Origin of the sequence: Bradyrhizobium sp. MOS001 (genome assembly GCF_004634465.1) — a bacterium.
Classification (GTDB): domain Bacteria; phylum Pseudomonadota; class Alphaproteobacteria; order Rhizobiales; family Xanthobacteraceae; genus Bradyrhizobium; species Bradyrhizobium barranii.
Genome location: NZ_SPVJ01000006.1, coordinates 41631 through 66081 on the forward strand (window position 1 = coordinate 41631; position 24451 = coordinate 66081).

At 64.2% G+C, this 24451-nt stretch carries 24 protein-coding genes; 12 read left to right on the plus strand and 12 right to left on the minus strand.

The window, feature by feature from the left end; translation table 11 throughout:
• The first annotated feature begins 24 nt into the window (after positions 1 to 24).
• Both CT676_RS11220 and CT676_RS11225 read left to right on the plus strand, forming a co-directional pair.
• The gene (locus tag CT676_RS11220) at positions 25 to 1245 is read left to right on the plus strand and encodes an OpgC domain-containing protein (RefSeq protein ID WP_085403524.1); all 1221 of its coding nucleotides are present in this window, start codon (positions 25 to 27) and stop codon (positions 1243 to 1245) included.
• A gap of 41 nt (positions 1246 to 1286) precedes the next feature.
• Positions 1287 to 1775, plus strand: a complete 489-nt coding sequence (locus CT676_RS11225; protein WP_085403525.1) for a DUF2059 domain-containing protein — start codon at positions 1287 to 1289, stop codon at positions 1773 to 1775.
• A 10-nt stretch (positions 1776 to 1785) separates the two neighbouring features.
• On the opposite strand, the gene CT676_RS11230 is transcribed toward CT676_RS11225, so the two are convergent.
• From CT676_RS11230 to CT676_RS11255, 6 genes are all read right to left on the minus strand, one after another.
• Positions 1786 to 3282, minus strand: a complete 1497-nt coding sequence (locus CT676_RS11230) for a sugar ABC transporter ATP-binding protein (protein WP_085403526.1) — start codon at positions 3280 to 3282, stop codon at positions 1786 to 1788.
• Positions 3279 to 4376, minus strand: a complete 1098-nt coding sequence (locus tag CT676_RS11235) for a hypothetical protein (RefSeq protein WP_167768041.1) — start codon at positions 4374 to 4376, stop codon at positions 3279 to 3281. Before CT676_RS11235 ends, CT676_RS11230 begins: the two co-directional genes overlap by 4 nt.
• Positions 4373 to 6490 (minus strand): SMP-30/gluconolactonase/LRE family protein, encoded by a 2118-nt coding sequence (locus CT676_RS11240; RefSeq protein WP_167768027.1) that lies wholly within the window; start codon positions 6488 to 6490, stop codon positions 4373 to 4375. The genes CT676_RS11235 and CT676_RS11240 overlap by 4 nt, the downstream gene beginning before the upstream one ends.
• Before the next feature lie 83 nt (positions 6491 to 6573).
• A complete protein-coding gene (locus CT676_RS11245; protein WP_135214673.1) occupies positions 6574 to 7590 on the minus strand; it encodes a sugar ABC transporter substrate-binding protein in 1017 nt (338 codons plus the stop codon).
• Positions 7591 to 7631: 41 nt separating this feature from the next.
• On the minus strand, positions 7632 to 8603 hold the full coding sequence (locus tag CT676_RS11250; RefSeq protein ID WP_085403528.1) for an ABC transporter permease: 972 nt from the start codon (positions 8601 to 8603) through the stop codon (positions 7632 to 7634).
• 40 nt (positions 8604 to 8643) lie between these two features.
• Complete coding sequence (locus CT676_RS11255; RefSeq protein WP_244623159.1) at positions 8644 to 10893, minus strand: AMP-binding protein; 2250 nt, start codon at positions 10891 to 10893, stop codon at positions 8644 to 8646.
• On the opposite strand from CT676_RS11255, the gene CT676_RS11260 reads away from it, so the two are divergent.
• Positions 10807 to 11751 (plus strand): helix-turn-helix domain-containing protein, encoded by a 945-nt coding sequence (locus CT676_RS11260; RefSeq protein WP_028148873.1) that lies wholly within the window; start codon positions 10807 to 10809, stop codon positions 11749 to 11751. The two genes, CT676_RS11255 and CT676_RS11260, sit on opposite strands and share 87 nt — an antisense overlap.
• A 45-nt stretch (positions 11752 to 11796) precedes the next feature.
• Here the strand turns inward: CT676_RS11260 and CT676_RS11265 are convergent, their stop codons facing one another.
• Positions 11797 to 13002 carry an ABC transporter substrate-binding protein gene (locus CT676_RS11265; protein WP_085403529.1) on the minus strand — a complete coding sequence of 402 codons (1206 nt, stop codon included), beginning with the start codon at positions 13000 to 13002 and terminating at the stop codon, positions 11797 to 11799.
• Between the two features lie 166 nt (positions 13003 to 13168).
• Between CT676_RS11265 and CT676_RS11270 the strand changes: the two genes are divergently transcribed.
• From CT676_RS11270 to CT676_RS11280, 3 genes are all read left to right on the plus strand, one after another.
• Entirely contained in the window at positions 13169 to 13936 is a 768-nt protein-coding gene (locus tag CT676_RS11270) for an FCD domain-containing protein (RefSeq protein ID WP_085403530.1), read from the plus strand.
• 68 nt (positions 13937 to 14004) lie between these two features.
• Positions 14005 to 15618: an acyl-CoA synthetase gene (locus tag CT676_RS11275; RefSeq protein WP_085403531.1), complete on the plus strand. Its 1614-nt coding sequence runs from the start codon at positions 14005 to 14007 to the stop codon at positions 15616 to 15618.
• A 16-nt stretch (positions 15619 to 15634) separates the two neighbouring features.
• The gene (locus CT676_RS11280) at positions 15635 to 16642 is read left to right on the plus strand and encodes an NAD(P)-dependent alcohol dehydrogenase (protein ID WP_085403532.1); all 1008 of its coding nucleotides are present in this window, start codon (positions 15635 to 15637) and stop codon (positions 16640 to 16642) included.
• Here CT676_RS11280 and CT676_RS46260 read toward each other — a convergent pair.
• Positions 16639 to 16884: a helix-turn-helix domain-containing protein gene (locus CT676_RS46260; RefSeq protein WP_343287546.1), complete on the minus strand. Its 246-nt coding sequence runs from the start codon at positions 16882 to 16884 to the stop codon at positions 16639 to 16641. The two genes, CT676_RS11280 and CT676_RS46260, sit on opposite strands and share 4 nt — an antisense overlap.
• Before the next feature lie 375 nt (positions 16885 to 17259).
• Between CT676_RS46260 and CT676_RS45205 the strand changes: the two genes are divergently transcribed.
• Complete coding sequence (locus CT676_RS45205; protein WP_244623153.1) at positions 17260 to 17400, plus strand: hypothetical protein; 141 nt, start codon at positions 17260 to 17262, stop codon at positions 17398 to 17400.
• Between the two features lie 69 nt (positions 17401 to 17469).
• On the opposite strand, the gene CT676_RS45210 is transcribed toward CT676_RS45205, so the two are convergent.
• Positions 17470 to 17865 (minus strand): hypothetical protein, encoded by a 396-nt coding sequence (locus tag CT676_RS45210; RefSeq protein WP_244623155.1) that lies wholly within the window; start codon positions 17863 to 17865, stop codon positions 17470 to 17472.
• Positions 17866 to 18128: 263 nt separating this feature from the next.
• Between CT676_RS45210 and CT676_RS11295 the strand changes: the two genes are divergently transcribed.
• The 3 genes from CT676_RS11295 to CT676_RS11305 all read left to right on the plus strand — a co-directional run bounded on the left by CT676_RS11295 (position 18129) and on the right by CT676_RS11305 (position 21071).
• Positions 18129 to 18932, plus strand: coding sequence for an MBL fold metallo-hydrolase (locus tag CT676_RS11295; protein ID WP_085403580.1), 804 nt, complete (start codon positions 18129 to 18131; stop codon positions 18930 to 18932).
• Positions 18933 to 19088: 156 nt separating this feature from the next.
• On the plus strand, positions 19089 to 20108 hold the full coding sequence (locus tag CT676_RS11300; RefSeq protein WP_085403534.1) for an alpha/beta fold hydrolase: 1020 nt from the start codon (positions 19089 to 19091) through the stop codon (positions 20106 to 20108).
• A 15-nt stretch (positions 20109 to 20123) separates the two neighbouring features.
• The gene (locus CT676_RS11305) at positions 20124 to 21071 is read left to right on the plus strand and encodes a fatty acid desaturase (protein ID WP_085403581.1); all 948 of its coding nucleotides are present in this window, start codon (positions 20124 to 20126) and stop codon (positions 21069 to 21071) included.
• A 56-nt stretch (positions 21072 to 21127) separates the two neighbouring features.
• Here the strand turns inward: CT676_RS11305 and CT676_RS11310 are convergent, their stop codons facing one another.
• Positions 21128 to 21361, minus strand: a complete 234-nt coding sequence (locus CT676_RS11310; protein WP_014498305.1) for a hypothetical protein — start codon at positions 21359 to 21361, stop codon at positions 21128 to 21130.
• A gap of 138 nt (positions 21362 to 21499) precedes the next feature.
• Positions 21500 to 22483, minus strand: a complete 984-nt coding sequence (locus CT676_RS11315) for a YafY family protein (protein ID WP_085403535.1) — start codon at positions 22481 to 22483, stop codon at positions 21500 to 21502.
• Between the two features lie 84 nt (positions 22484 to 22567).
• On the opposite strand from CT676_RS11315, the gene CT676_RS11320 reads away from it, so the two are divergent.
• Entirely contained in the window at positions 22568 to 23212 is a 645-nt protein-coding gene (locus tag CT676_RS11320) for a glutathione S-transferase family protein (RefSeq protein ID WP_085403536.1), read from the plus strand.
• Between the two features lie 17 nt (positions 23213 to 23229).
• Positions 23230 to 23664 (plus strand): DUF6157 family protein, encoded by a 435-nt coding sequence (locus CT676_RS11325; RefSeq protein ID WP_085403537.1) that lies wholly within the window; start codon positions 23230 to 23232, stop codon positions 23662 to 23664.
• Here the strand turns inward: CT676_RS11325 and CT676_RS11330 are convergent, their stop codons facing one another.
• A complete protein-coding gene (locus CT676_RS11330) occupies positions 23665 to 24450 on the minus strand; it encodes an enoyl-CoA hydratase/isomerase family protein (RefSeq protein WP_085403538.1) in 786 nt (261 codons plus the stop codon). It lies immediately after the preceding gene.
• Position 24451: the final 1 nt, after the last annotated feature.

Here is a 24451-nt window from a genome sequence, read left to right on the forward strand (position 1 = left end):
ACGCCCACCGGACGAGGCGGGGCCATGAGCACACGGGACCAGTCAGCTTTGTTGGCGCCGGTCGAGCGCGATTTGCGGCTCGATCTCTTCCGCGGCATCGGGTTGTGGATGATCTTCCTCGATCACATCCCGCACGACGTCGTGGCCTGGCTGACCTTGCGCAACTACGGCTTCAGCGACGCCGCCGAGTTCTTCGTCTTCATCTCCGGCTATCTGGTCGGCTGGATCTACGGGCCGATCGTCGCCGGTGGCTGGTTTCTCGCCGCGCTGAAGCGGCTGTGGCGGCGCGCGGGCGAGATGTACGTTGCCCACATCATGCTGTTCCTGCTGTTCACGGCGCAGATCGCGCGCACGGTCAGGAGGTTCGACAACCCGATGTATGCGGACGAGTTCAACGTTCACAATTTTCTCGACCATCCGGACATCCTGATAGGTCAGGCGCTTTCGCTGCGCTACAAGCCGGTCAATCTCGACGTGCTGCCGCTCTACATCACGCTGGTGCTCGCCGCGCCCTTCATCGTGTGGGGCCTGGTGCGCCGGCCGAACCTGACGCTGGCTGCCTCCGTGGTGTTGTATGTGTTGGCGCGCCGGTTCGACTGGAACATCGCCTCCTATCCGCCGGGCACGACCTGGTACTTCAACCCGTTCTGCTGGCAGCTGATGTTCGTGTTCGCGGCCTGGTGTGGCGTCGGCCAGATCGACAAGATCGCAACATGGGTGTGGTCGAAGGCGGTGATGGGACTGGCGGCGGCCTGGCTCGCCTTCGCGTTCCTGATCGTGATGACCTGGCACATCCCTGCGCTCGAGGCGCTGATCCCGAAATGGATGATCAAGGCGATCTACCCGATCGACAAGACCGACCTCGACATGCTGCGCTTCACACACTTTCTGGCGCTGGCGGTCTGGGTGATCTATTTTATCCCGCGCCACTGGAAGGCGTTGCATTTGAAATGGCTGCACCCGGTCATCCTCTGCGGCCAGCATTCGCTGCCGATCTTTTGCCTCAGCGTGTTCCTGTCGTTCTCGGCGCATTGGATCCTGATGCAATTCACCAGGGGCGTCTGGGAGCAACTCGCCGTCTCGTTCGCCGGCTTCGTCATCATGTTCGGGGCGGCGTGGCTGCTCGACCGCGCCGAGCGGGTGCCCAGCCTCTTCGTCAAGGTGACGGATGTCGACGACGAGCGGGAGGCCGCCGCCGAAGGCGCGCCGGTAACGATCATCGGCGCGGCTCCGGCTCGCCGCTGAGAGCACATCGCGTCGCCGGGACGATTTTTCGGGAGAGATGCATGTCGAGATTTTTGTTGACGATTGCCGGCGCCCTCCTGCTCCTCGTCTGCAACGCGTCGGCGCAAGCGCCGTCGCCCGAGGCGATGGATGCTGCGCGAAAACTCGTCGCCACGCTGAAGATCGCTGATCAGTATCGCGCGGCGCTCCCGCAGCTCCTGCTCAAGCTGAGACCCGTGGTCGCGCAGGACCGGCCTGAGATCGAGCGCGACTATGACGCAATGACGGCGCCGGGCTCCGACATCTACGCGCCGTTCTTTGCCTCGATGATCGACCAGATCGCCGCGCTCTATGCCCAAAACTTCACCGTCGACGAGCTGCGCCAGATCGAGGCGTTCTATGCCCAGCCTGCTGGCCGGAAGTTTATGGAAAAGTCCGATGCGCTGGCGCAGGCGAGCGCGCAGATCGGCCAGGACGTCAGCCAGAAGGCCGCAGATGAACTAAAGCTGCGCCTCATCGAGGCGCTGCGCCAGAAAGCGCACAAGCCGTAGACCGTCATGCTCAGTGGATCGCGGCGTACATGATCCTCTCCTCTGTCGCCTCCAGTGCGGAGAATTCCTCCACGACCTTGCCTTGGCGCGAGACCAGGATGCGGTCGGAGAGCGCCATGATCTCGGGCAGGTAGGATGAGATGACCACGACCGCCTTGCCCTCGTCGGCGAGCTGGTTGATCAACTCGTGGATCTCGACGATGGCGCCGACGTCGACGCCGCGCGTGGGTTCGTCGAAGATGATCAGGTCGGGCTCCTGAACCAGCGATTTGGCGATCACGACCTTCTGCTGATTGCCGCCGGAAAGCTCGACCACCTTGCCGTCGTTGCCGATCGCGCGAACCTTGAGCCGTTCGATCCAGGTCCTGCCGATCGCCTCGTTCTCTCGCCGCGACAGCATCATGCGGCCCTTGGGAAATTTCGACAGAAGGCCGAGATAGATGTTGCGTGCGATCGAGGACGTCTCGAAGAAACCTTCGACCTTGCGGTCTTCAGTCACATAGGCGATGCCGGCCTGCACCGCCGGCGCCGGCACCCGGTAGCGCACCGGCTTGTCGTGCAGCAGGATCTCGCCGCCATGGAAGAAGTCGCGCTTCAGCACGCCGGAGACGATCTTGAACGTTTCGGTGCGGCCGGCCCCGACGAGGCCGAACACGCCGGTGATCTGGCCCGCGAATACCGACAGGGAATTATTCTTCACCATCGGCGCCATCTTCAGGTTCTGCACCGTCAGCACGCGCGCGCCGGCCGGCCGCACGCTGCTCTTTCGCGCACCGTAGAGCGTGTTGGAGAGGTCGCGCCCGACCATGGCCTGCACGATCGCCGCGCGGTCGAAGTTGGTGGCATCGTCGGTGACGACGTGCTTGCCGTCGCGCAGGACCGTGATGCGGTCGGCGAGCAGCAAAGCTTCTTCCAGGGCGTGCGAGATGAAGACGATCGAGACGCCGCGCTTCTTGAGATCGCGGACGAGGTCAAAGAAGTATTTCTTCTCTTCCGGCGTCAGCGACGCCGTCGGCTCGTCGAAGATGATGACCTTGGCGCGGTGCAAAACCGCGCGCGCGATCTCCACCATCTGCTTCTTGGCGGCGCCGAGGCCGCCGACGGTGGCGGTCGGCGTGACGTCGAAATTGAGTGATTGCAGGAACTGTTGCGCAGCGATGTAGATGCCGCGCAGGCGGTTATAGAACTTCTCCTGCCCGAGAAACAGATTCTGCGCCACCGTCATGGTCGGGACCAGGCTGTTTTCCTGGAACACCATGGCGATGCCGAGATTGCGCGCCTCCAGCGGTGTCCGTGGTGCGACGTCGGCGCCGTCGATCGTCATGGTCCCTGACGTCAGTGTCACCACGCCGGCCATCACCTTGGTCAGTGTCGATTTGCCGGCGCCGTTCTCGCCGACCAGCGCGTGGATCTCGCCGCGGCGGAGGTCGAAGTCGACCCCGTCGATGGCGGGCACGCCGGCGTAAAGTTTTGTGGCCTTGCGCAGCGAGAGTGCGATGTCGCTCATGAGCGGAACTCCTCGGCAAGACCGGACAGCGGCAGTCGCAGCACGCGGCCCGGTCCCTTGGCGATCAGGACGAGATCGCCGCCCATCTCGATCGCCGCAACGATACCGTGATTGGCGCCGTCGACCCGGCTGTGCAGCGAATAGAGCGGCTGGCCATCTGCATCGAGTCGGATGACGAGGCCATAGGAGCGCGGCGGCGCCCACGGCTTGATCACGCCCATGGTCTTGATGTGTGCACCCTGCATCGGCTCCTTGAACGAGAAGCCCGAGCGCAGGCGTGGGGCAACCCAATATGCTGGATCGATCTCCGCCATCATGCGGCGCCGGTAGGCCGGCTCGCGCAGCACGAACTCGATCAGCTGCGTGCGCGCGGTGAAGGCGGTGAGCCAGTAGCCGCCGCCCGCGGCCTTCGACAGCCGCGAGGGGTAGACGGAAAGGTGAGCGAGCACGGTCCGCGGCGGTGCGCCCGGCGCAACAAGGACGAGCCGGTGGCGCCAGCTCTCGCTGACCAGCACGCCATTGCCATGCGCGCAGGCGCCGAAGGCATGGCCGAGCCCCTGAGCCAGCGGTGTCACGGTCTTGCTGGCGGGATCGAGCCTGAACACGCGGCCGGTCCGGTTGAGTTCCATCAGGTCGCGCGCCCAGTCGTCGACGCCGCATGTCGCCGAGCCGTCCGTCGCGATCAGCGTGCCGTCGTCCGCTAACGCGAGCGCGTTGACGGCGTTGAACGCGCCATCCGCAAACGTCACGCTTGGCTGCTCGGCCGAGGGGCTTGCGTAGAGCCGCACCTCGCGTCCCCCGAGCGCAACCGCAAGACCGCCGCCGGGGAGGGCACACAGTGCCGAGATTGGCCGCTCGAAGCTGCGGACTTCCGATGCCGTGCCGTCATTCAGAGACAGCAGCCGCTGGCCGTCCGCGATGAAGAGGTTGCGGCCATCGGTGGCGAGATCCTCCGGCGCCTCGCATGTCAGCAAGGTTTCGGCGGATTCCAGCTTCTGGTTGGGCTTCAATGCGCCGTCGAAGGACGGCACGGTGATGGTGGCGTCGCCGCGCCCGAGAAAGCGGTTGGCGAACTCCCTGACGGCCGCGATCACGACAGCTTCCCCCATCGCTTGTCATACTGGACGAAGTTCGGATCGGCGTTGTCGAGCTTGTAGCGGCCGATCCGGTTGTTGAGGATGCCGCCGAGATAGAGATAGCCGCGATGCTCGCGCATCGAGGTGATCATCGGATGGTTTTCGCCGCGCAGGTCCCAGAACGATTCGACGATCTTGCCCTGCTCGTTGAACTTGACCACGCAGCCGGTGTTGATGTTGGGGAATAGCCACTCATCGACCGGAACGCGCTTGCCCATGCGGCGACGGAAGCCGGGCATCTTCCAGGCGAGGTCGAGCGAGGGGCTGCGCATGCCGACCAGTGCCAGCCAGTAATTGCCGTCGGAGGCGAGGTTGATGTTATCGGGGTAGCCCGGCAGATTGTCCATGACGACCTCGACCTTGCCCTTCTTTGACCCTGCGAACCAATAGCGCTTGATCGAGCAGCCGAAGGTTTCGGCGAACAGAATCGACTGGCCGTCGCTGGCGACGCAGATGCCGTTGGGGAATTTGAGGCCGCGCAGTTCGGTGCGCGTCACGCCGGTCTTGGTGTCGTAGGAGATGATGCGGCCATTGCCGCGCGCCTCGAGGCCGTCGATCGGCCATTCGTCCATCTCGTAACGCACGGTTGCCTCGGAGAAGAAGATCAGGCCGTCGTCGGTGATGTCGAGATCGTCGGCGAGCCGCAGGCGGCTGTCGTCGTTGACCGAGCGCATGCTGCGATTGGTCTCGTCGGTCGCCTTTTCAACCGTGCCGTCAGGCTTGATCCGGTAGAGCCCCATGCCGCCGATGCAGACGTAGAGATTGTCCTCGCGGTCGAAGGCCATGCCGAGTGGTTGACCGCCGATATGGGCGAACACCTCCATCTTCTGATAGTCGGGCGCGAGGAAGCGCATGATGTCGCCGTGGCGCGAACCCGCATAGAGATTGTCGTGGCGGTCGAGGATGACGTCCTCCGGCGCCTCGATGCGGCCGAGGCCGATCGACTCGACGTTGCGCAGCTTGTCGTTCTGCTCGAACGGGCCGCCTTGCCCGATCTCGGTCGGCGGCGGTGGCGGCAGCGCGTGATAGGTGGGGGCCACGTAGACCTTGCTGATGATGCGCGTCCGGTTCTTCTGCCAGCGGATGTCGACCATGGCAGCAACGAGCAGGATGCCGGCAAGCGCCATCCGGTTGACGCCGCCACGTGCATTCATGGTCGTCAGGCCATTGGTGATCAGGAGCACGATCAGCACCCCGACTGCCGATTTGGCGACCGAGCCCTTGCCGCCGCCGAGCGTGATGCCGCCCAGCACCGTCGCGGTCAGCACGATCACCTCCAGGCCGACGCCGATGTCGCCACCGACGGTGCCGAGCCGGGACGCGAAGAACAGCGCACCGATGCTGGTCAGCACGCCGCTTGCGACGTAGCAGAGCGCGATGGTGCGGCGGACGGGGATGCCGGAATTGTACGCCGAGCGACGCGAGCCGCCGATCGCGGTGATGTGCCAGCCCGGGCGCAGCCGGGTCATGAAGATATGACCGAAGATGGCGATGACGATATAGACGAGCGCCACGGTCGGAATGCCGAAGACGCTGCCGCTGCCGATGAAATCCCAGGACGGGATGTCGGGGAAGGCCGACGCGATCGCGTTGGAGTAACGCTGGATCAGGAGATCGTAGGCCGAGCGGTAGATGATCAGGGTGATCAGCGTGGTGATGAAGGCCCGCAGTCGCAGATATCCGATCAGGATGCCGTTGACGGCGCCGAGCAGCGCACCGCAAAGCAGGGTGGCCGCCACCACCGCCGGGACCGGCCAGCCCAGCACGTCGAGCAGATAGAGGGCACAGAAATCGGTCAGTGCGAAGATCGAACCGACGGAGAGGTCGATGCCGCCGACGATGACGACCAGCGCCAGCCCGAGCGCGATGAAGCCGATCTCTCCAGCCTGGCGCGCGGTGTCGGCGAGGCTCGCTGGCGACAGGAAATTGTCGATGGACCGGCTGAGCGCGAGGCCGACGATCAGGAGGAGGATGACCGGGATAGCTGTCTCGGTCCATCGCTTGGACAGGATTTCACCGAGGAGATGATCGGGCCAGTAGCGGTAACGCAGGCTTGTCAGAGTGTCGCGCATCGGAATTCCGGGACCTTGCAAGTTTCGAGACCGCGTCCCGGACGTGAGATCGTCCGGGACGCCAGGGTCTTGCGTCGCGACAATTATTTCTTGAGGTCGCTGAGATTCCAGCAGGCCATCTGGCTGTCGGCGTTCTCCTTGGTGATCGGAATGAGCGTGGTGTATTCCGAGCCCTTGACCGAGCCGGGCTTGACGCCCGACGACAGCAGCCATTTGATGGTGCCGGCCATCTGCGCGGCCTGGGTCGGCACGTCGTAGCTCATGTTGAGATCGAACGCGCCCGACTTCACCAGTTCACAGGCGCCCTTGCGCTCGCCGCCGCCTGAGGTCGCGACAAACACCTTGCCGGTGAGGCCGGCTTCCTTGACCGCCGCCGCGGTGCCGATGTCCATGCCATCCCAGAAGCCGACGATGCCGCAGAGATCGGGATTTTGCTTCAGCACCGTCTGCGTGATCGCCTTGGCCTTGGCGGCGTCCCAATCGGCGGCCTGGCTGGAGACCACCTTGATTTCAGGGTGCTTGGCCAGAACGTTCTCGACGCCCTTCAGCGTATAGGCGCTCGCGGCGGCCGACAGCGCACCCTGGATGATCGCGATCTTGTTGGACTTGCCCTCGCAGGCCTTGACCACGCCTTCGGTTTGGCGTTCGCCGATCTCGACCCAATTGGCGCCGACGAAGGCCGAGCTGCGATAGGCAGAGCCCATGTTGATCTGGATGACGTAGATGCCTTCGTTCTCGGCGCGCTGCAGCAGCTTGGCGTAGGTCTGCACGTCCGGATTATGAACCACCATCACCGCCGGCTTCTCCGAGATCAGCGAGGTGACGGCCTGCGCGCCGGCATTGGTGTTCCAGTTGGCGTCGCGGATCACGAACTTGACGCCGAACGGCTCGAGCTCCTTCTTTAGTCCGGCATACCAGCCCTCGGTGAGGTCGAAATTCATGGCGACCGGCACATAGGCCACGGTCTTGCCGGCCAGTGCCTCCTTGAACGGCTTCTGGAATGGCTCGTCGAGGCCCTGCTGGGCCAGGGCCGGGGCGGTCATCGCCGCAAGACCCAGTGCGGCAACGATTGTCTTTGTCGGGCTGCCGAAATGCTTCATTGCTTCCTCCTTGGTTGTGGTCGTCGTTATTGTTGGATCGCTTAGATGTCGCCCTGTTGTGCCGTTTCCTCGTTGCGCGGATTCAGGAAGGAATCCGTGATGACGGCGAGCAGCAGCACCACGCCCTTGATGAGATTCTGCCCGGCGTAGGAGATGTCCATGATGGTCATGCCGTTGAGCATCGTTCCGATAACGAGCGTGCCGATGACGACGTTGAGCACGCCGCCACGGCCGCCTGACAGCCCGATGCCGCCAAGTACGACGACCAGGATGACGTCATAGATAAGCGTCGAGTTGAAGATGCGGGTCGGCATCGAGTTGACGGATGCCGCCATCACGAGGCCGGCAAAGCAGCCGATCAGGGCGGTGATCACATATTGCAGGACGATGATCGGGCGAGAGGGAATGCCGGTGACACGCGCGGCGTAGGGGTTGTCGCCGATCGCATAGATATAGGCGCCCCAGCGCGTCTGGCGCAGCAGGAACGCGACCACGACGCAGGCGATTGCGAACATCCAGATCGACGTCGGAATGCCGAGAATGGTGCCCTGTCCGAGCCGCTCGAAGCCGTCCATGCCCGGGCTCCATTGCACGACGTCGAGCTGGAACAGTGCGGTCTGCCCGAGCCCGGCCAGCAACAGGCCTGACGCCAGCGTCGCAAACAGCGAAGGGACTTCGGCATAGGCGATCAGCCAGCCGTTGACGAGGCCAAAGGCAATCGTGAGCAGGACGGCGGTCAGCAGCGAGGCCGGTAGCGAATGACCGTTCTGCACCATCTGGAGCACCAGTCCCGGCGGCACCGCAAGGGCTGCGATCAGCGAAATGTCGATGCCGCGTCCGATCACGACGATCGCCATGGCAAGGCCGAGGATGCCGAGCACTGCCACGTTCTGGAGCAGCGTCAGCATGTTGTCCGGCGTCAGAAAGCCGCGCAGGAAGATCGAAAACACAAGGAACAGCAGCGCAAAGACTGCGAAGACGATCTCTTGCTGATTGAAACGAAAGCGCTTCATCCCCGTCTTGCCTTTCTTCGACCCGGCTGTTGCGCGACCGTCAGGACGATCGGTTCTCGATGCGATAGGTTTGTGGAAGCGTTGCAAGGCATTCGACGAGCATCTTTGTTCGATCCAGATCACCGGAATGGACCGAGATGCTGACGACTGTATTGAGCTTCTCGTCTTTCTCGACGAGGATATCTGCCGCGGTGTCGGGGCCGAAGATGCGATCGATCTCGGTCCTGACCTTTTCCCGGACGGCGAGATCGCGAAGCGTGGGCTTGAAGATCTTCCCGACGGCGGTAACCGGAAGAGCTTCGAGCAGGACGACGCGCTTTGGCCTCGCAGGCGGCTCATTGACGTTGTGTTCGAGATGCTCGCGCAATTGCGCCAGATCGATTGTCTGTCCGGGGGAGGGCACCACGAAGAGAACTGGAACCTCTCCCGCGTAGGCGTCGGGCATGCCGACGGCCGAGCTCATCTGGACACCGGGGAAGGCGTTCGCGACGTCCTCGATTGCGGCAGGGTCGATGTTGTGACCGCTTCGTACAATGAGGTCCTTCTCGCGCCCCGTCAGCACGAGGCGTTGATCCGGGGTGAGATAGCCCACGTCGCCGGTGACGATCCAGTGGTCGTCGGTGAGCACGCCCTTATTGTGCTGGGAATCGACGTATCCGGGAAACACTTGCGGTCCGCTGACGAGGACGAGGCCACTGGAGAGCGGCGGGCACTCCTCTCGCAAATCGGCATCAGCCAGAGCGACGATTTTGGTCTTTGCGAACGGCGCCCTGAAGCCGACGCTGCCTTGCACGGGAGTGCCACGGCCGGGATTGAAAGCGATCGCGGCCGCGGTTTCTGTCATCCCGTAGGTCTCGAACAAGGTAATCCCGGTCCGCGCCTGAAACCTGTCGCTGACCGCCTTGGGAGCCACGGCCCCGCCGGTGAGCGCCATGCGAACGGTGCTGACATCGGAGGACCCGATCGGCACCTCGGCAAGAGCGGCAATCGAAGTCGGCACTCCGCTCACGATGGTCGCGCGAAACCGCTCCACGGTGTGCCAATAGTCGCGGATCGCGTCGGGGCTTCTGAGGCTGTACGGTGAGGGGATGATCACATGACCGCCGGCAGCGAGAATCGACAGGCCGAGCGTCATGGTGCCGCCGACGTGAAACAGCGGAAAACCGTTCACGGCGGCATCCAGCTCATCCAGTCCGTGGACCTGCGCAAAGCTCCAGGCCGCATGGATCTGGTTGCCATGTGTCAGCCGAACCAACTTAGGTCGTCCGGTGGTCCCGCCGGTGTGGAAGAGGGCGCAGATCGCATTGCGATCGGTCGAAGGTGCGAAGTCCAGTGTGCCGCGCGCGCTCGCGGCCGTCTCATTGAAGTTTAGAAATCCTCCAGGCAGCGGACCGTTCGCGCCCATCACAAAAATGGTCTTCAGCGACGGGACGCGTTTCGCGACATTGGCCGCCTTGGCCCAGATCGCGGGATCGGCCGCTTCGGCCGGGATCACCAGCACAGTCGCGTTCTGCGCCTCGAGCAGGTCGGCGATTGCGTCTTCGTTCAGGAGATAGTTGATCGAGCTGGCGACGCCCGCGACCTGGGCGCCGAGCAATGCGGGGAACAGCGGCGGCAGGATTGGACAGAGGAACGCGGCGGTCCCGCCGCTCTCGCCGATCCCGTGCGACCGGAACAGATTGGCCGCGCGGATGATCTCCGCAAGCAATTGCCGGTGCGTCAGCGTCGCGTCGCCCGGCTCGCGCGAGCCTTTGGTCAGCACCGTTAGTGCGGGCCGATCGGGATGCAGGTGCGCCGTGGCTTCGAAGAGATCGAGCAGATTGCGGGAAGGGACCAGCGAATCGTAAGGCCGCTGCTCCAACGCCTCGATATCGGCGATGGTTTTGACCGGCTGCGTGAACCGCGTTGTGATTTGCGATGACAAGGCGCTGCTCACGGGCATCGCCATTCGGGCGGCACGGCAAGCTGTGCAGCAGTTGACTGGACCTGACGCAAGCGAACGTTTCCCGCCTATTTTGTGGACTGCTTTTTGTTCTTCATAGGCCACATGCCGGAGCGCGGCTTGCTCCGGAGCGCAAAGCTTTTGCTTCTCCGCGCAAACGGTCTTGCGTGTAGGCGGCGGCCCTCTAGAATCTCGACGCGTGGCCAGCTTGTGCGATGCACAAACGACGTTCATCATGGCGGCGCAACGGATGGGCGGACGATGAACCTGGTGTTTTCGACAGACGATCTGGAGCCGTCCAAACGCTACGCCGCGTGGCAAGGCGCGATCTGCGACGTCTACGTCCATGTCGACGTGAACGCGGAGGAGCGGTCCGACTATCACGGCTTCATCCGCGAGGCGCGGTTCGGCGCCGTGACGATGACCGACGTCCTGCTGTCGGAGCAGCGCATCTCGCGTCGCGAACGGCATATCGCGAAGCTCGACAAGGATTGCTACTACGTCGAATTCGTCCAGCAGGGCCGGGTCAACGTGCTCCAGGCCGGCCAGACCCTGCTGTCGAATCCCGGCGTGAGCGCGATCTTCTCGGCGTCCGAGGCCTATGATCTCGAATGCGTCGGCAAGGTGCGATCGCTCTATCTCGAGATTCCGCGCGCGGAATTCTCGGCGCGCTTCAGCGAGGGGCGGCTGCCGGTCGTCACTACGATGGCCACGAGCCGCGGCCTTGGCCGGATTGCCGCCGAGTTCTGTGCGACGCTCGCCGCGGAGGGCGCGCCGCTCGACGAGACCGCGAGAACGCGATTGGGCGGTGAGCTGATGGACGTGCTGGCGCTCGCGCTCGACATGGGCGAGCGGGACGAATTCTCCGAGGATGCGAGCGCTGCGCAGGCCCGCCTGCGCTCGGTCAAGGCCTGGATCGAGGCGCACCTCACCGATGCGGATCTGTCGCTGGAGAAGATTGCGAAGAGCAATGGCGTCTCGCTCAGGCATCTGCATTATCTCTTTCGGCTGACCGATGTCTCGGTGTCCGAATGGATTCTGGATCGCCGGCTGCAGCGCTGCTACGACGTGCTGACGCGGCCGGAACTGCGGTCGCTGTCGATCACCGAGGTCGCCTATCAGCTGGGCTTCAGCAGTTCGTCCTATTTCAGCACGGTGTTCCGCAGGAAGTTCGGCCACAGCCCGTCTGACCTGCGACGGCGCTAGAGAACCTGCACCGCGCGCGGCGATGCAGGTCCGTCATCGTCAGCGTTACTTCACCAGCGGGCAGCCGCCGTCCTTCAGCGGACGGAAGGCCTGATCGGCGGGCACTTCCGCGAGCAGCTTGTAATAGTCCCACGGGCCCTTGGATTCCTCGGGCTTCTTCACCTGGAACAGGAACATGCTGTGCACCATGCGGCCGTCCTCGCGCAGGATGCCGTTGTCGGTGAAGGCATCCTTCACCGGCAACTCGCGCATCTTGGCCATCACGGTCTTGGTGTCCTTGGTGCCGGCGGCCTGCACGGCCTTGAGGTAGTGCAGCGTAGCGCTGTAGGTCGCGGCCTGGTTCATCGTCGGCATGCGCTTGATGCGCTCCTGGAAACGCTTGCCGAAGGCGCGGGTCTTGTCATTGAGGTCCCAGTAGTAGGCCTCGGTGATGATCAGGCCCTGCGCGAGCTTGAGTCCCAGGCTGTGCACGTCGGAGATGAACATCACGATCGCAGCCAGGTTCTGGCCGCCGGCGACGATGCCGAACTCGCCGGCCTGCTTGATCGCGTTGATGGTGTCGCCGCCGCCATTGGCGAGCCCGATGATCTTGGCCTTGGAGGCCTGGGCCTGAAGCAGGAATGACGAGAAATCGGCCGTGTTGAGTGGATGCTTGACGCTGCCGAGCACCTTGCCGCCGGCTGCCTTTACCACGTCGCCGGTGTCGCGCTCGATCGAATGACCGAACACGTAGTCCGCGGTGAGGAAGAACCAGCTGTCGCCGCCGTTCTTGACGATGGCGCTGCCGACGGTGTGGGCGTTGGAATAGGTGTCGTAGGTCCAGTGCGCGGTGTAGGGCGAGCAGGATTTTCCGGTGATGTCGGAGCTTGCCGCATCGGTCACGATCATCACCTTCTCGTACTGCTTGGACAGCTCCATCACCGCGAGCGCGGTGGCCGAGGTCGGCAGGTCGATGATCATGTCGACGCCCTCGGTCTCCCACCATTTGCGGGCGATGGTAGAGGCGACGTCGGGCTTGTTGAGCACGTCGGCTGCGACCATCTCGATCGGCTTGCCGAACATCTGCCCGCCAAAATCCTCGATCGCCATCTTGGTGGCTTCGACATTCCCCTGGCCGCCGATGTCGGAATAGACCGAGGAGAAGTCGGAGAGCACGCCGATCTTGAGCGGGGTCTGCTGGGCGGAGGCGGGGACGATCAGGGCAGCCGACAGCAAGCCGGCCGCAGACACGAGTGCTGCGATAGGTCTCATGGATACGTTTCCTCTTGTACGGGACTATTCTGTCCCTTTGTCCGACAAAGTTAGAGGGAGGTTCCCCAGGAGTCAATTTGCTGCATCTGCGGCATGAATGACGGCAGTTTGACGCGTCTTCGGGGCGATCCTATAATTTGTCGGACAATCGCCATTGGGGGCTATCGTGCCGATTTCGCCGCTCTTCCGTCCGATCGATGTCGCGCCGGCCTATCAGAAAGTCGCCGACGCCATCGAGCGCGAGATCGTCAATGGGCGTATCAAGCCCGGCGATCCCATCGGCACCGAGCATGATCTGGTGCGCCAGTTCGGCGTCAACCGCTCGACCATTCGCGAAGGCATCCGTGTGCTGGAGGAGGGCGGCTTGATCAGCCGCGATTCCTCGCGCCGTCTGCACGCCTGCCTGCCGCGCTACACCAAGCTCGCAAGCCGCCTGAGCCGCGCACTGGTGCTGCACGAGGTGACGTTCCGCGAGCTCTACGAGGCCTCGATGACGCTGGAGGTGGCGAGCATCGAAGGCGCGGTGGAGCGCGCGACCGAAGAGAACCTCGCCGAGCTCACCAACAATCTCGTGCGCAGCGAGGCCGTGGTCGGCGATCCCGCCACGCTCGCCGAATGCGATGCCGAATTCCACGTGCTGGTCGCCAAGGCCTCGCAGAACCGCGTGCTCCAGCTCGCACGCGAGCCGGCGGCGCAGCTGTTCTATCCGACCACCGAGATGATCGTGACCGGCGTTGCCGAAGGCGGCCCACGCCTCGTCGCCGCGCACCGCCATCTGATCGAGGCGATCCGCCGCCGCGACCGCGAGGCGGGCGTGCTCTGGACGCGCCGGCACTTGCAGGACTGGCGGCGCGGTTTCGAGAAAATCGCCTCGCTCGATCGGTCGGTCGAGCACATGTACATGGAGCACGCCCAGGCGGCCCGGCGCAGATAGGCGCCTGATGAAGACGCAAGATTTCAGTCAAGAAATCCAACAAACAAAGACATCACACGGAGGAGCACATGACCGGCGACATCGCGGCCACCATCTCGAAAGCGCGCGAGCATTCCATCGGCGACCTCTTGCGCCGCTCGGCGGGGCGCGAGCCGAACAAGCTCGCAGTGAGCTGCGGCGATGTGAACTGGACGTTCGCCGAGATGGACGCGATCTGCAACCGGCTCGGCCGCGGTCTGCTCGGGCTCGGCGTCAGCAAGGGCGATCGCGTTGCCGTGCTCTCGCGCAATTCGCATGCGTTTGCGGCGTTGCGCTTCGCGCTGGCGCGGATCGGTGCGGTGCTGGTGCCGATCAATTTCATGCTCAACCCGGATGAGATCAATTTCATCCTGAAAAGCTCCGGCGCGAAGCTGCTTGCGACCGGTCCCGATTTCGTCGAGCCGGCAAAGGCCGCAAGCGCCAGGGATTGCGCGGTCGAAAAGATGATCTGGCTGCCGGGCGAGGATCCGGCCACGGCGCCCGCGGGTCTCACCACTTTCGACGATCTCCTCAGCCCCGACGGGTCGTTCCTGGAGGCCTCGGTCGACAGCCGCGATCTCGCCCAGATCGTCTACACCAGCGGCACCGAATCGCTGCCCAAGGGCGCGATGCTGACCCATGAAGCCGTGATGTGGCAGTACGTGAGCTGCATCATCGACGGCGGCATGAGCGCGGACGACAAGTTCCTGCACGCGCTGCCGCTCTATCATTGCGCCCAGCTCGACGTCTTCCTGGGGCCGCAGATCTATCTCGGCGCCTCCGGCGTGATCACGGGCAAGCCGACCGCCGACAGTATCCTGGCGCTGATCCAGGCGCACAAGATCACGTCCTTCTTCGCGCCGCCGACGATCTGGATCGCGATGCTGCGCTCGCCGAATTTCGACAAGACCGATCTGTCGACGCTTCAGAAGGGCTATTACGGCGCCTCGATCATGCCCGTGGAGGTGCTGCTCGAGCTGCAGCGCCGCCTGCCCAATGTCAAATTCTGGAATTTCTACGGCCAGACCGAGATCGCGCCACTCGCGACCGTACTGCGGCCCGAGGACCAGCTGCGCAAGGCCGGCTCGGCCGGCAAGCCCGTGCTCAATGTCGAGACGCGCGTGGTCAACACGGCGATGGAAGACGTGAAAGTCGGCGAGGTCGGGGAGATCGTGCATCGCTCGCCGCATCTGCTCTCCGGCTATTACAATGACCCCGTGAAGACCGCGGCGGCGTTCTCCGGCGGCTGGTTTCACTCCGGCGATCTCGCCACCGTCGATGCCGAGGGCCACATCACGGTGGTCGACCGCGTCAAGGACATGATCAAGACCGGCGGCGAGAATGTCGCCAGCCGCGAGGTCGAGGAGATGGTCTACCGCATCCCTGCGGTCTCCGAGGTTGCCGTGGTCGGGCTGCCCGATCCGCGCTGGATCGAGGCGGTCACCGCGATCGTCGTGGTCAAGACCGGCGAGACGCTGGATGAGGACGCGGTCATCAAGCACTGCGCCGGCCAGATGGCGCATTTCAAGGTGCCCAAGCGCGTCATCTTCGTCGACAGCCTGCCGAAGAACCCGAGCGGCAAGCTGCTCAAGCGCGAGCTGCGCCAGCGCTTCGTCGGCGGCGAGACGCTCGACAAGGCGATCCAGAAGAATTTTGGGACGTAAGCATGGAGCGGTCGCCATGAAGGTCTGGCAGGTCGCGCGCGACTGGTCGATCGAGGGGATGGAGCTGGCCGATCTGCCCGAGCCCGCGCCTGGTCCGGGCCAGGTCGCGGTGCGGATGAAGGCGGCATCGCTCAACTATCGTGATCTGCTCACGGTGCAGGGCAAGGGCGGCGTCTCACGATTGCCGCTGATCCCGTTCTCGGATGGTGCCGGCGAAGTCATCGCGGTCGGCGACGGCGTTGCCCGCGTCGCGGTTGGCGATCGCGTCTGTCCGATGTTCTTCCAGTCCTGGATCGACGGAAAGGTGTCGGCGACAAGCCGCCGCTATGCGCTCGGCGGTACGCGGCCGGGCGTGTTGCAGGAGGTGATGCTGCTCGATGCCGAGGGCGTCAGCCGCATTCCATCGCACCTTTCATTCCTGGAAGCGGCGACGCTGCCCTGCGCCGGGCTCACGGCGTGGCGCGCGCTGTTCGAGGAGGCCAGGGTGAAACCCGGTGACACTGTGCTGGTGCAGGGCACCGGCGGTGTCTCGATCTTCGCGTTGCAATTCGCAAAGCTCGCCGGCGCGAGCGTGATCGTGACGTCGTCGAGCGACGAGAAGCTCGAACGTGCCAAAACGCTCGGCGCCGACCACACCATCAACTATCGTTCGGTGCCGGAATGGGGCAAGGCGGCGGCCGACTGGACCGGCGGCGGCGTCGACCACGTCGTCGAGGTCGGCGGCAAGGATACCTTTGCGCAGTCGCTCGAGGCTATCAGGGTCGGTGGCAACATTCTGGTGATCGGCGTGCTCACCGGCTTCTCGCAGCAGATCGCGATACCGAGCCTGTTCTCCAAGAACCTGCACGTCATCGGCCTGTCAGTCGGCAGCCGTCGGATGTTCGAGGGGATGACGGCCGCGATAGGCCGTAACGGCATGAAGCCAGTCATCGACCGTGCGTTCGGCTTCGATGCCGTGCCGGACGCGTTGCGGCTGATGCAGCAGGGCGGTCACTTCGGCAAGATCGTGGTTGAGTTTCCTTAGCCCATCTCGCCAGAAAGCTTCCTGACGTCGTCGGGCGTCCGTCCGAAGCGGCGGCGGAATGCGCGGTGGAAGTAGGAAACGTCGTGAAAGCCGGCGAGGTGCGCGATCTCGATGATCTTGCGCGCGAGGTGATGCCGGCCTGCTCGAACATCAACTGAATCGTGCGCGGGCTGATCCGGTGCGCGGCTGAAAGGACGGTGAGCGACAGCGCGGGGTTGTCGAGCTGGGCCAGGATGTCGGATTTGAGGGTTTCGAGACGCGCCGCCGCAAGGCCGCGCATGCGAGCTTGCTCGGCGACATCGCCACGCGCTCCGATCATCAGCACGGAGAGGTCGAACAAATGCTGCGAGACCGCATCGAGCTCCGCGGGCGCGAGCTTGTCGGCATAAGTGTGCGCGAGGTCATAATATCGCAGGAACATCGACGTGATCGGATTGGCGCCGGGGATCGACTGCGCGATCAGGTCCTCGGCATTCGGGCACGCGCGCAGCAGCGCCTTGCGCGGCAGCAGCGCGGTCTGGAAGTTGCCGTGCGTCGTCTGGGTGATATGGGCGCCCTTGATCGAGGGGTTGCCGATCGTGACGTCGCCGGCGGCGACCTCCAGCGGACGTCGTCCCATGACCCCGCTCAGCGCCGAATTCGGCGACATCGTGATCACCAATTCGTCGTTCGTCCCCAGCGATACGAAGGACATCGGCGTGCCGAACGAGGCCGAGAGTCGGAGGCGCGGAAGGATGGCCGGCGAAATGGTCCGGTGAACACGTCCTTCCCCGATCGGAACGAAATCGACGTCGGCGACCTGGCGGCAAAACTGCTCGCGCCATCTTTCATAGGCCTGGCCATTCGGGTCGCCATCGAATGAGAGTTGAGGCTGGATCATCGATCGGGAAGGGCAGGTTAGTTGGCGATTTACGGCAGGTTGTATCGTCAGGCCGGTGCTCCGCAACCGCAAAAGCGCCGGATTGCGTGATAAGCCACTCGCAACGACGCGCTGTGACCGCGACCTGGTGCCGCAGCCCGGCGTTGCCGAGATGAAAAAGCGCGAGCGCGAGCGCCAGCACGAGCAGCGTCCGGTGCTTGAGCAGCATGGTGAACGCATCCGGCGCGCTGTCGGGGTCATCCTCGTTGCAGCCGCGCGAGGCGCGATCGTCGATCGCCTTTGCGGGGATCATCAGCACGCAGGCGATTGCGATGACGCCGAACGCGGCCGCCAGCACGAACACGGCGACATAGCCGAACTTGTAGCCGAGATAGCCCGACAGAGGCGGGGAGCGGAGCGCGATGCCATCGAGACGTTGAGCGACTGCCGGCGGAGACGGTCTTGCACACGCAGGGCTGACAAGACGGGCTGACATGACCGGCCAACTGGCGCCGGGGCGGACCGGAAAGTAACATGTGCTAGCGGGTTGGTTCCTCCGCACTTGCGATGGGAGGGCCACGGCGTCATCTCGTGGGTGTCCCCTTCTTCTTCTTCTGGATCACGGCCATGCCCCTCTGGACCTGCGAAACCTGCGGCGCCCAATTTCCTGAAAGCGAAAAACCGCCCGCATCCTGTCCGATCTGCGAGGACGAGCGGCAGTTCGTGAACTGGAAGGGCCAAACCTTCCTCACACGCGAAGCGTTGGCGGAACGGCACCGCCTTGCCTGGCGGGATGATCTCGGCCTCAACGGCATCGGGTCCGAGCCGAGCTTCGCCATCGGCCAGCGCGCGCTGTTGGTGCCGCTCGGCGACGGCTGTCTGATGTGGGACTGCGTCCCGCTGGCGACGCCGGAAGCCATCGCGCATGTGCGCTCGCTCGGCGGGCTGAAGGCGATCGCGATCTCGCATCCACACTTCTACGGCGCGTTTGCCGACTGGAGCGAGGCGTTCGGCGGCGTGCCGGTCTATCTGCATGCTGATGACCGCCAGTGGGTGATGCGGCCGCATCCCGCCATCGTGCACTGGACCGGCGATCAGCAGCGCATCTCCGACGATGTGCTGCTGCTGCGCACCGGCGGTCATTTCGCGGGCGCCACCATGCTGCACCATGTGCGCGGTGCGGAGGGCAAGGGCGCGCTGCTCACCGGCGATATCGCGCAGGTGACGATGGACCGGCGCTTCGTCAGCTTCATGTACTCCTATCCGAACTACATGCCGCTCAACGCCGCCGCGGTGCGGCGGATCGCGGCCGCTGTGGAGCCGCTCGCCTTTGACCGCATCTACGGCGCCTGGTGGGGCCGCAACATCGCCTCCGGCGCCAAGGCCGCATTCGCGGCGTCCGTGCAGCGATACATCGCGGCCATCGCCTGACGCGTGACGACCAAACCCCCTTGTTCCGATCTAATAACTGTACTATAAGTACAGATATTAAGCGCGACGCAATGATGCGTTTGCCGGTCCGGCACGAACAATGCATCGTTGTCTCGGCGGGCGCATGCTGCGGCCGCGTGAGCGGGAGTTGGACGCATGACCGGGCAGCGCGACTACGAGATATTTGAGGCCGGCGACGTCACGCTTCAGTCCGGCGCCGTCTTCCCCGCGATGAAGCTCGCCTACAAGACCTACGGCACCCTCAACCCCGCCAGGGACAACGTCATCCTCTACCCGACCTCGTTCAGCGCCCAACACTACGACACGGAATGGCTGATCGGGCCCGATGGCGTGCTCGACCCTACGCGCTACTTCATCATCATCCCGAACCTGTTCGGCAACGGCCTGTCGTCCTCGCCGTCGAATTCCGGCGAGGCGCCATTCCCCCAAATCACCTATCACGACGCCATCGCGATCCAGCACCGGCTGCTGACCGAGCGTTTCAGCATCACAAAACTCGCGCTGGTCTATGGCTGGTCGATGGGCGGCATGCAGACCTATCATTGGGCGGCGCTGCATCCTGACATGGTGGCGCGGGCCGCGGTGGTCTGCGGCAGTGCGCGCTGCGCGCCATATAATTACGTCTTCCTCGAAAGCGTGAAGGCTGCGCTGACCGGTGATCCCGCCTTCCGCGACGGCCGCTTCGTCGAGAAGCCCGTTGCCGGCTATCGCGCCATGGGACGCGTCTATGCCGGGTGGGCGATGTCGCACGGCTTCTATCGTGACGAGCTCTGGCGCGAGGCGGGCTTCACCTCGCTCGAGGACTATCTGGTTCGGAACTGGGACGCGACCTTTGCCCGGCGTGATGCCAACGATCTCCTCGCGCAGGCCGGGATCTGGCAGCGCGGTGACATCAGTCGTTGCGCTTCATTCGATGGCGACCTCGATCGGGCGCTGGCCGCGATCAAGGCGCATATGCTGCTGATGCCGGGTGCGACCGACCGCTATTTCGACGTCCGCGACAATGAGGACGAACTCGGCAGGCTGGTCAACGCAAAATCGGCGGTGCTGCATCCGATCCCGTCGCTGCACGGCCATCGCGCCGGCAACCCCGTCAACAATCCGCGCGATCAGGCCTTCCTCAAGGCCGAGGTCGCAGAGCTTCTCAGCAAGTAGGGCGAGCCTTCGATGATGACTGACGCGACCGTTTCAGAGCCCGGCCATCGTCTGAAGCCGCTGAGCCCGGCCATGCTGCGCGAATTGTCGGTGCGCTCCAATCTCAGGGGGGCCGCGAAAAGTCTCAGCCATTACGGCCTGGTCGTGCTGGTCGGCACGCTGGTCTGGAAGGTCTCTTCAGCCTGGGGCGTGTTGTGGGCGCTCCCGCTGATGGCGGTGCAGGGCTATTTCGTCGCCTTCCTGTTCATGGCGCTGCACGAGACCGCGCACAAGACCGCGTTCAGGAGCCGTGGCCTCAACCTTGCGGTCGGCTATCCCTCGGCCCTCATCATCGGACAACCTTACGAATATTACTGCCTGTTTCACTGGGACCATCACCGCTACACTCAGGATCCGGACAAGGACCCGGAGCTGATCGTCGGCGTGAAGCCGAAATCCGACACGCAGCTCGCGCTCGCCTATAGCGGCCTGCTTCAGGTCGCCGGCCGCCTCCGGTTGATGCTCGGCCACGCCGTCACGGGCAAGGTCACCGTGCCCTGGATTCCCGAAAACAAGCGCGCCGTCATCGTGCGCGAGGCGCGCGCCTATGCTGGGCTCTATGCGCTTCTGCTCGCACTCTCGCTGTGGTTTTCCTCAGCGTTGCTGCTCTGGGTCTGGATCGTCCCGCTGATGATCGGGCAGTTCTTCCTGCGGCCCTATCTCTATGCCGAGCACACCGGCTGCGACCGCACCCGCAGCGCCTTCCAGAACACCCGCACCACCTATACCGGCGCGATCGTCAAATGGTTCGCGTGGAATATGCCCTACCACGTCGAGCACCACGCCTATCCCTCGATCCCGTTTCACGCGCTGCCGAAGCTGAACGAGATCGTCGACGACGAGATCGTTCATCGCGGCCGCGGCTATATCAGGACGACGCGGGAGACCTGGGCCTGGTTTCGCCGGCATCGGCAGATTGGTTAACCCAATGCAAAACTCCGGCCGCAGTGCGACCGGAGCTTTGTCGAGGGCATCAGATATCAGTAGATCCCGTAGGCGCAGACATTCACGACGCGGACGCGCAGGCCATGGCGGGTCCTGACGACGCGCTCCTGGTAGCAATTGCTGACGCCGGTGTTGACGTAGACGCCGCCAAAGCCCCAGCCGGGACCCCAGTGATGATGGAAGCCGTGGGCCGAAGCCGCGGTGGGCGCGAGAGCGGCAGCACCGAGCGAACCAGCAGCGATCAGACCAAGAGCAAGCTTACGAAACATTTTCATTCTCCAGTGTGGCGCTAAGGCCGTTGTTGTGTCCCTGCTTCTCCGTCGGGCTGAGACGCGAACGCGTTCAGGGCGCGAGGCAGGAATCGTGTTTCAGGAATGTTTCGTGAGCTTCGGTGAAATGCGCCGCTGTCAGGCTTTTCGCGCCGCTGCGCGATAGCGCGCAGCCATCGCCTGCGTCATCTCCGCCATCTTCTCGCGGAGATCGGCGGGCTCCAGCACTTCGGCTTCGGACCCCAGCCGCAACAATTCGGATGCCGCGTGCCATGACGTCTTGCCGGTCGGAACGCGCGCGATGCGCCAGCCGTCCGCATCCGCGCTCTCTTCAAGCTGGGTGCGCGCCTTGACGTAAGGCTGGCTCAGCGCGTCGAGCAGTTTGACGCCGAACGGCGACAGCCGCACGATCGCGACATTGGGATGCATCTCGGCTTCGAGGCGAAGCGTCGCGGCCTGCCAATAGCCGGCGAGATCGAACGCGGCGGGACGATCGAAGCGATCGTCGAGCGCGGTACAGTCCAGCACGCGCGCGATGCGATAGGTGCGCGTGCTGCCGTCGACGTGACCGGCGAGATACCAGCTGCCGCCCTTCAGCACGAGCCCGAGCGGTGCAACGCGGCGCTGCTTCTCCGCGCGCCAGCTCTGGTAGCGGATCTTGATCAACGTCCCGCGCAGAGCCGCGCCGGCAATGGTGCGCAGATGTTTGGGTTCTTCCGTCTCACCGAACCAGCCGGGTGCGTCCAGGTGAAAACGCTCCTGCATCCGCCCGGCGTCTTCGCGAAGATTGGCAGGCAAGGCCGCCATCAGCTTGTTCTGCGCGGCGATCATCGCTGCGTCCAGCCCGAGCGCCGCGGCCGGTCCCGGCAGTCCCGCAAGGAACAGGGCCTCCGCCTCGTTCTGCGACAGGCCGTTCAAACGCACGCGATAACCGTCGAGCAGGCGATAGCCGCCCTCCGCGCCGCGGTCGGCGTAAACGGGGACGCCGGACGCCGCGAGCGCGTCGATGTCGCGATAGATCGTGCGCACCGAGACCTCGCAGGCTTCCGCAAGCTCGGGCGCAGTGACCTGCCCCCTGGCCTGCAGGGTGGTGAGGATCGACAGCATTCTGCTCGCGCGCATGATCCCTTAAACCATACCTGACACAGGATGTCAGGTATGGTCCGCTACAAGCGCCATCGCCAGCCGGCCAGATGGAGCCCTGTTATGACCGATCAGAACCGCATCACCCTGTATTATTCGCCGCAAAGCCGCGCCACCGGCACGCGGGTGCTGCTGGAGGAGCTGGGCGCGCCCTACGATCTCCACGTCCTCAACATGAAGGCCGGCGAGCAGCGCAAGCCCGCCTATCTCGCCCTCAATCCGCTCGGCAAGGTGCCGGCGGTCCGCCACGGCGAGGCGCTGGTGACCGAGCAGGTCGCGATCACCATCTATCTCGCCGATCTGTTTCCGCAGGCGGGGCTGACGCCCGCGCTGAACGATCCGCTGCGCGGTCCCTACCTGCGCTGGATCGCCTATTACGGCGCATCGTTCGAGCCGGCCCTGATCGACAAGTTCATGCAGCGCGAGCCGGCACCGATCATGCAGTCACCCTATGCCGATTACGACACCATGCTGGGCGCGATCGAGGCGCAATTGTCAAAGGGGCCGTATCTGCTCGGCGAGCGCATGACGGCGGCGGATGTGTTGTGGGGCGTCGCGTTCAGCTGGACCATGATGTTTGGCATCGTGCCGAAAAAAGATGTATTCGTTCGCTATGCCGAACGCATGACCTCGCGGCCTGCGTTCCAGCGGATCAATGCCGCCGACGATGAGATGGCGGCGCAGCACGCCGCGGCTGCTGGTGGTTGAATGATCCAGGGTTGCAGATGACAAAGTCGATCCACACGACCAACTGCTTCAACACCTTCATCCGGGTCGCTGAAGACTGTCCCGCGCATACTGGCGAGGAGCCGTCGCTGCGCGCGGGAAAGCCGACGGTGGCATGCCTGCAATACGAGATGATCGCCAAGGCGCCCTACAAGCACACGTCCGACGACGTGATCTTCGCGACGTCTGCGCCGGGACGCGAGCTCGATGCGAAGGCTCCGAAGACGGAGAGGCATGCGGCCCGTGAAGCGTTCTTCTCCCGGGGGCAGGCGTGCATGAGGGCGTCGAGCCTGGGCAAGCGCTTCGGCTGGGGCGTTCATGCCGACAATGAGGGCCGGATCGCGATTTACGCCGTCGACAGCAAGCGCTACCAGGCGCTCGTCCGCGATCCCAAGCTCACGCAGGTGCGCGCGATGCGGTCGCAGCGGGCGTGATCAGAATTTTGGCGGCCGTTTTTCCGCGAACGCCTTGATACCCTCCTTGATCTCGTCGCCGCGCATGCTGTCGCGGTGGCGCTGATCGGCGGCCGCTTCGTCCAATTCGCCGCGGGCGAATTCGTTGATGGCGCGCTTCATGCCGGCCATTGCCTGCGGCGCGTTGCCGGCGAGAACCGTGGCGAGCTTGTCGACCTCCTCGTCCAGGAATTCCACCGGCACCATGGCGGTGAGATAGCCGATCCGCAGCATCTCCGGCGCGCTGATCTTCTGCGCGGTGAGGAACAGCTTTTTCGCATTGTCGACGCCGAGCCGCGTCACGTAACGCTTGATGCCGTTTCTGTAGTAATGCAGCCCGAGCCGTGCCGCCGGCATGAACATCTCGGCGGTGTCAACGCCGATGCGGAAATCGCAGGCGAGCGCGAGGTCGGTCGAGCCGCCATAGACGCCGCCATTGAGCCGGCAGATCGTCGGCACGCCGAGATCCTCCAGCCGGTTGACGACGACCTCGAACGCCGAGCCCGCGCTCTGCTGCTCGTTGGCGCTGACCGCGCGCTCGGCAACCGAGTTGAGGTCATAGCCCGCCGAGAAGGCCCGCCCCGTGCCGGTCAGCACCAGCACGCGGATATCAGGATCGGCCTCGATCCGGTCGAAAAGCCTGACCAGCTCGCCGAGATCCTCGGCCTGGAGCCGGTTGAGATGTTTGGGCCGGTTGAGGCGGATGGTGGCGCGTGCGCCGTTGCGTTCGAGCACGGGGCCTGAGGCTGCGTCGGCTGTGTCCGACATT

Bases quoted from the DNA above. Each gene is read 5' to 3' on its own strand.
- CT676_RS11220 (WP_085403524.1), top strand. From the start codon at position 25: ATGAGCACACGGGACCAGTCAGCTTTGTTGGCGCCGGTCGAGCGCGAT.
- CT676_RS11225 (WP_085403525.1), top strand. From the start codon at position 1,287: ATGTCGAGATTTTTGTTGACGATTGCCGGCGCCCTCCTGCTCCTCGTC.
- CT676_RS11230 (WP_085403526.1), bottom strand. From the start codon at position 3,282: ATGAGCGACATCGCACTCTCGCTGCGCAAGGCCACAAAACTTTACGCC.
- CT676_RS11240 (WP_167768027.1), bottom strand. From the start codon at position 6,490: ATGCGCGACACTCTGACAAGCCTGCGTTACCGCTACTGGCCCGATCAT.
- CT676_RS11245 (WP_135214673.1), bottom strand. From the start codon at position 7,590: ATGAAGCATTTCGGCAGCCCGACAAAGACAATCGTTGCCGCACTGGGT.
- CT676_RS11250 (WP_085403528.1), bottom strand. From the start codon at position 8,603: ATGAAGCGCTTTCGTTTCAATCAGCAAGAGATCGTCTTCGCAGTCTTT.
- CT676_RS11260 (WP_028148873.1), top strand. From the start codon at position 10,807: ATGAACCTGGTGTTTTCGACAGACGATCTGGAGCCGTCCAAACGCTAC.
- CT676_RS11255 (WP_244623159.1), bottom strand. From the start codon at position 10,893: ATGGACGTAGACGTCGCAGATCGCGCCTTGCCACGCGGCGTAGCGTTT.
- CT676_RS11265 (WP_085403529.1), bottom strand. From the start codon at position 13,002: ATGAGACCTATCGCAGCACTCGTGTCTGCGGCCGGCTTGCTGTCGGCT.
- CT676_RS11275 (WP_085403531.1), top strand. From the start codon at position 14,005: ATGACCGGCGACATCGCGGCCACCATCTCGAAAGCGCGCGAGCATTCC.
- CT676_RS11280 (WP_085403532.1), top strand. From the start codon at position 15,635: ATGAAGGTCTGGCAGGTCGCGCGCGACTGGTCGATCGAGGGGATGGAG.
- CT676_RS45205 (WP_244623153.1), top strand. From the start codon at position 17,260: ATGACCCCGCTCAGCGCCGAATTCGGCGACATCGTGATCACCAATTCG.
- CT676_RS11295 (WP_085403580.1), top strand. From the start codon at position 18,129: ATGCCCCTCTGGACCTGCGAAACCTGCGGCGCCCAATTTCCTGAAAGC.
- CT676_RS11300 (WP_085403534.1), top strand. From the start codon at position 19,089: ATGACCGGGCAGCGCGACTACGAGATATTTGAGGCCGGCGACGTCACG.
- CT676_RS11305 (WP_085403581.1), top strand. From the start codon at position 20,124: ATGACTGACGCGACCGTTTCAGAGCCCGGCCATCGTCTGAAGCCGCTG.
- CT676_RS11310 (WP_014498305.1), bottom strand. From the start codon at position 21,361: ATGTTTCGTAAGCTTGCTCTTGGTCTGATCGCTGCTGGTTCGCTCGGT.
- CT676_RS11315 (WP_085403535.1), bottom strand. From the start codon at position 22,483: ATGCGCGCGAGCAGAATGCTGTCGATCCTCACCACCCTGCAGGCCAGG.
- CT676_RS11320 (WP_085403536.1), top strand. From the start codon at position 22,568: ATGACCGATCAGAACCGCATCACCCTGTATTATTCGCCGCAAAGCCGC.
- CT676_RS11325 (WP_085403537.1), top strand. From the start codon at position 23,230: ATGACAAAGTCGATCCACACGACCAACTGCTTCAACACCTTCATCCGG.
- CT676_RS11330 (WP_085403538.1), bottom strand. From the start codon at position 24,450: ATGTCGGACACAGCCGACGCAGCCTCAGGCCCCGTGCTCGAACGCAAC.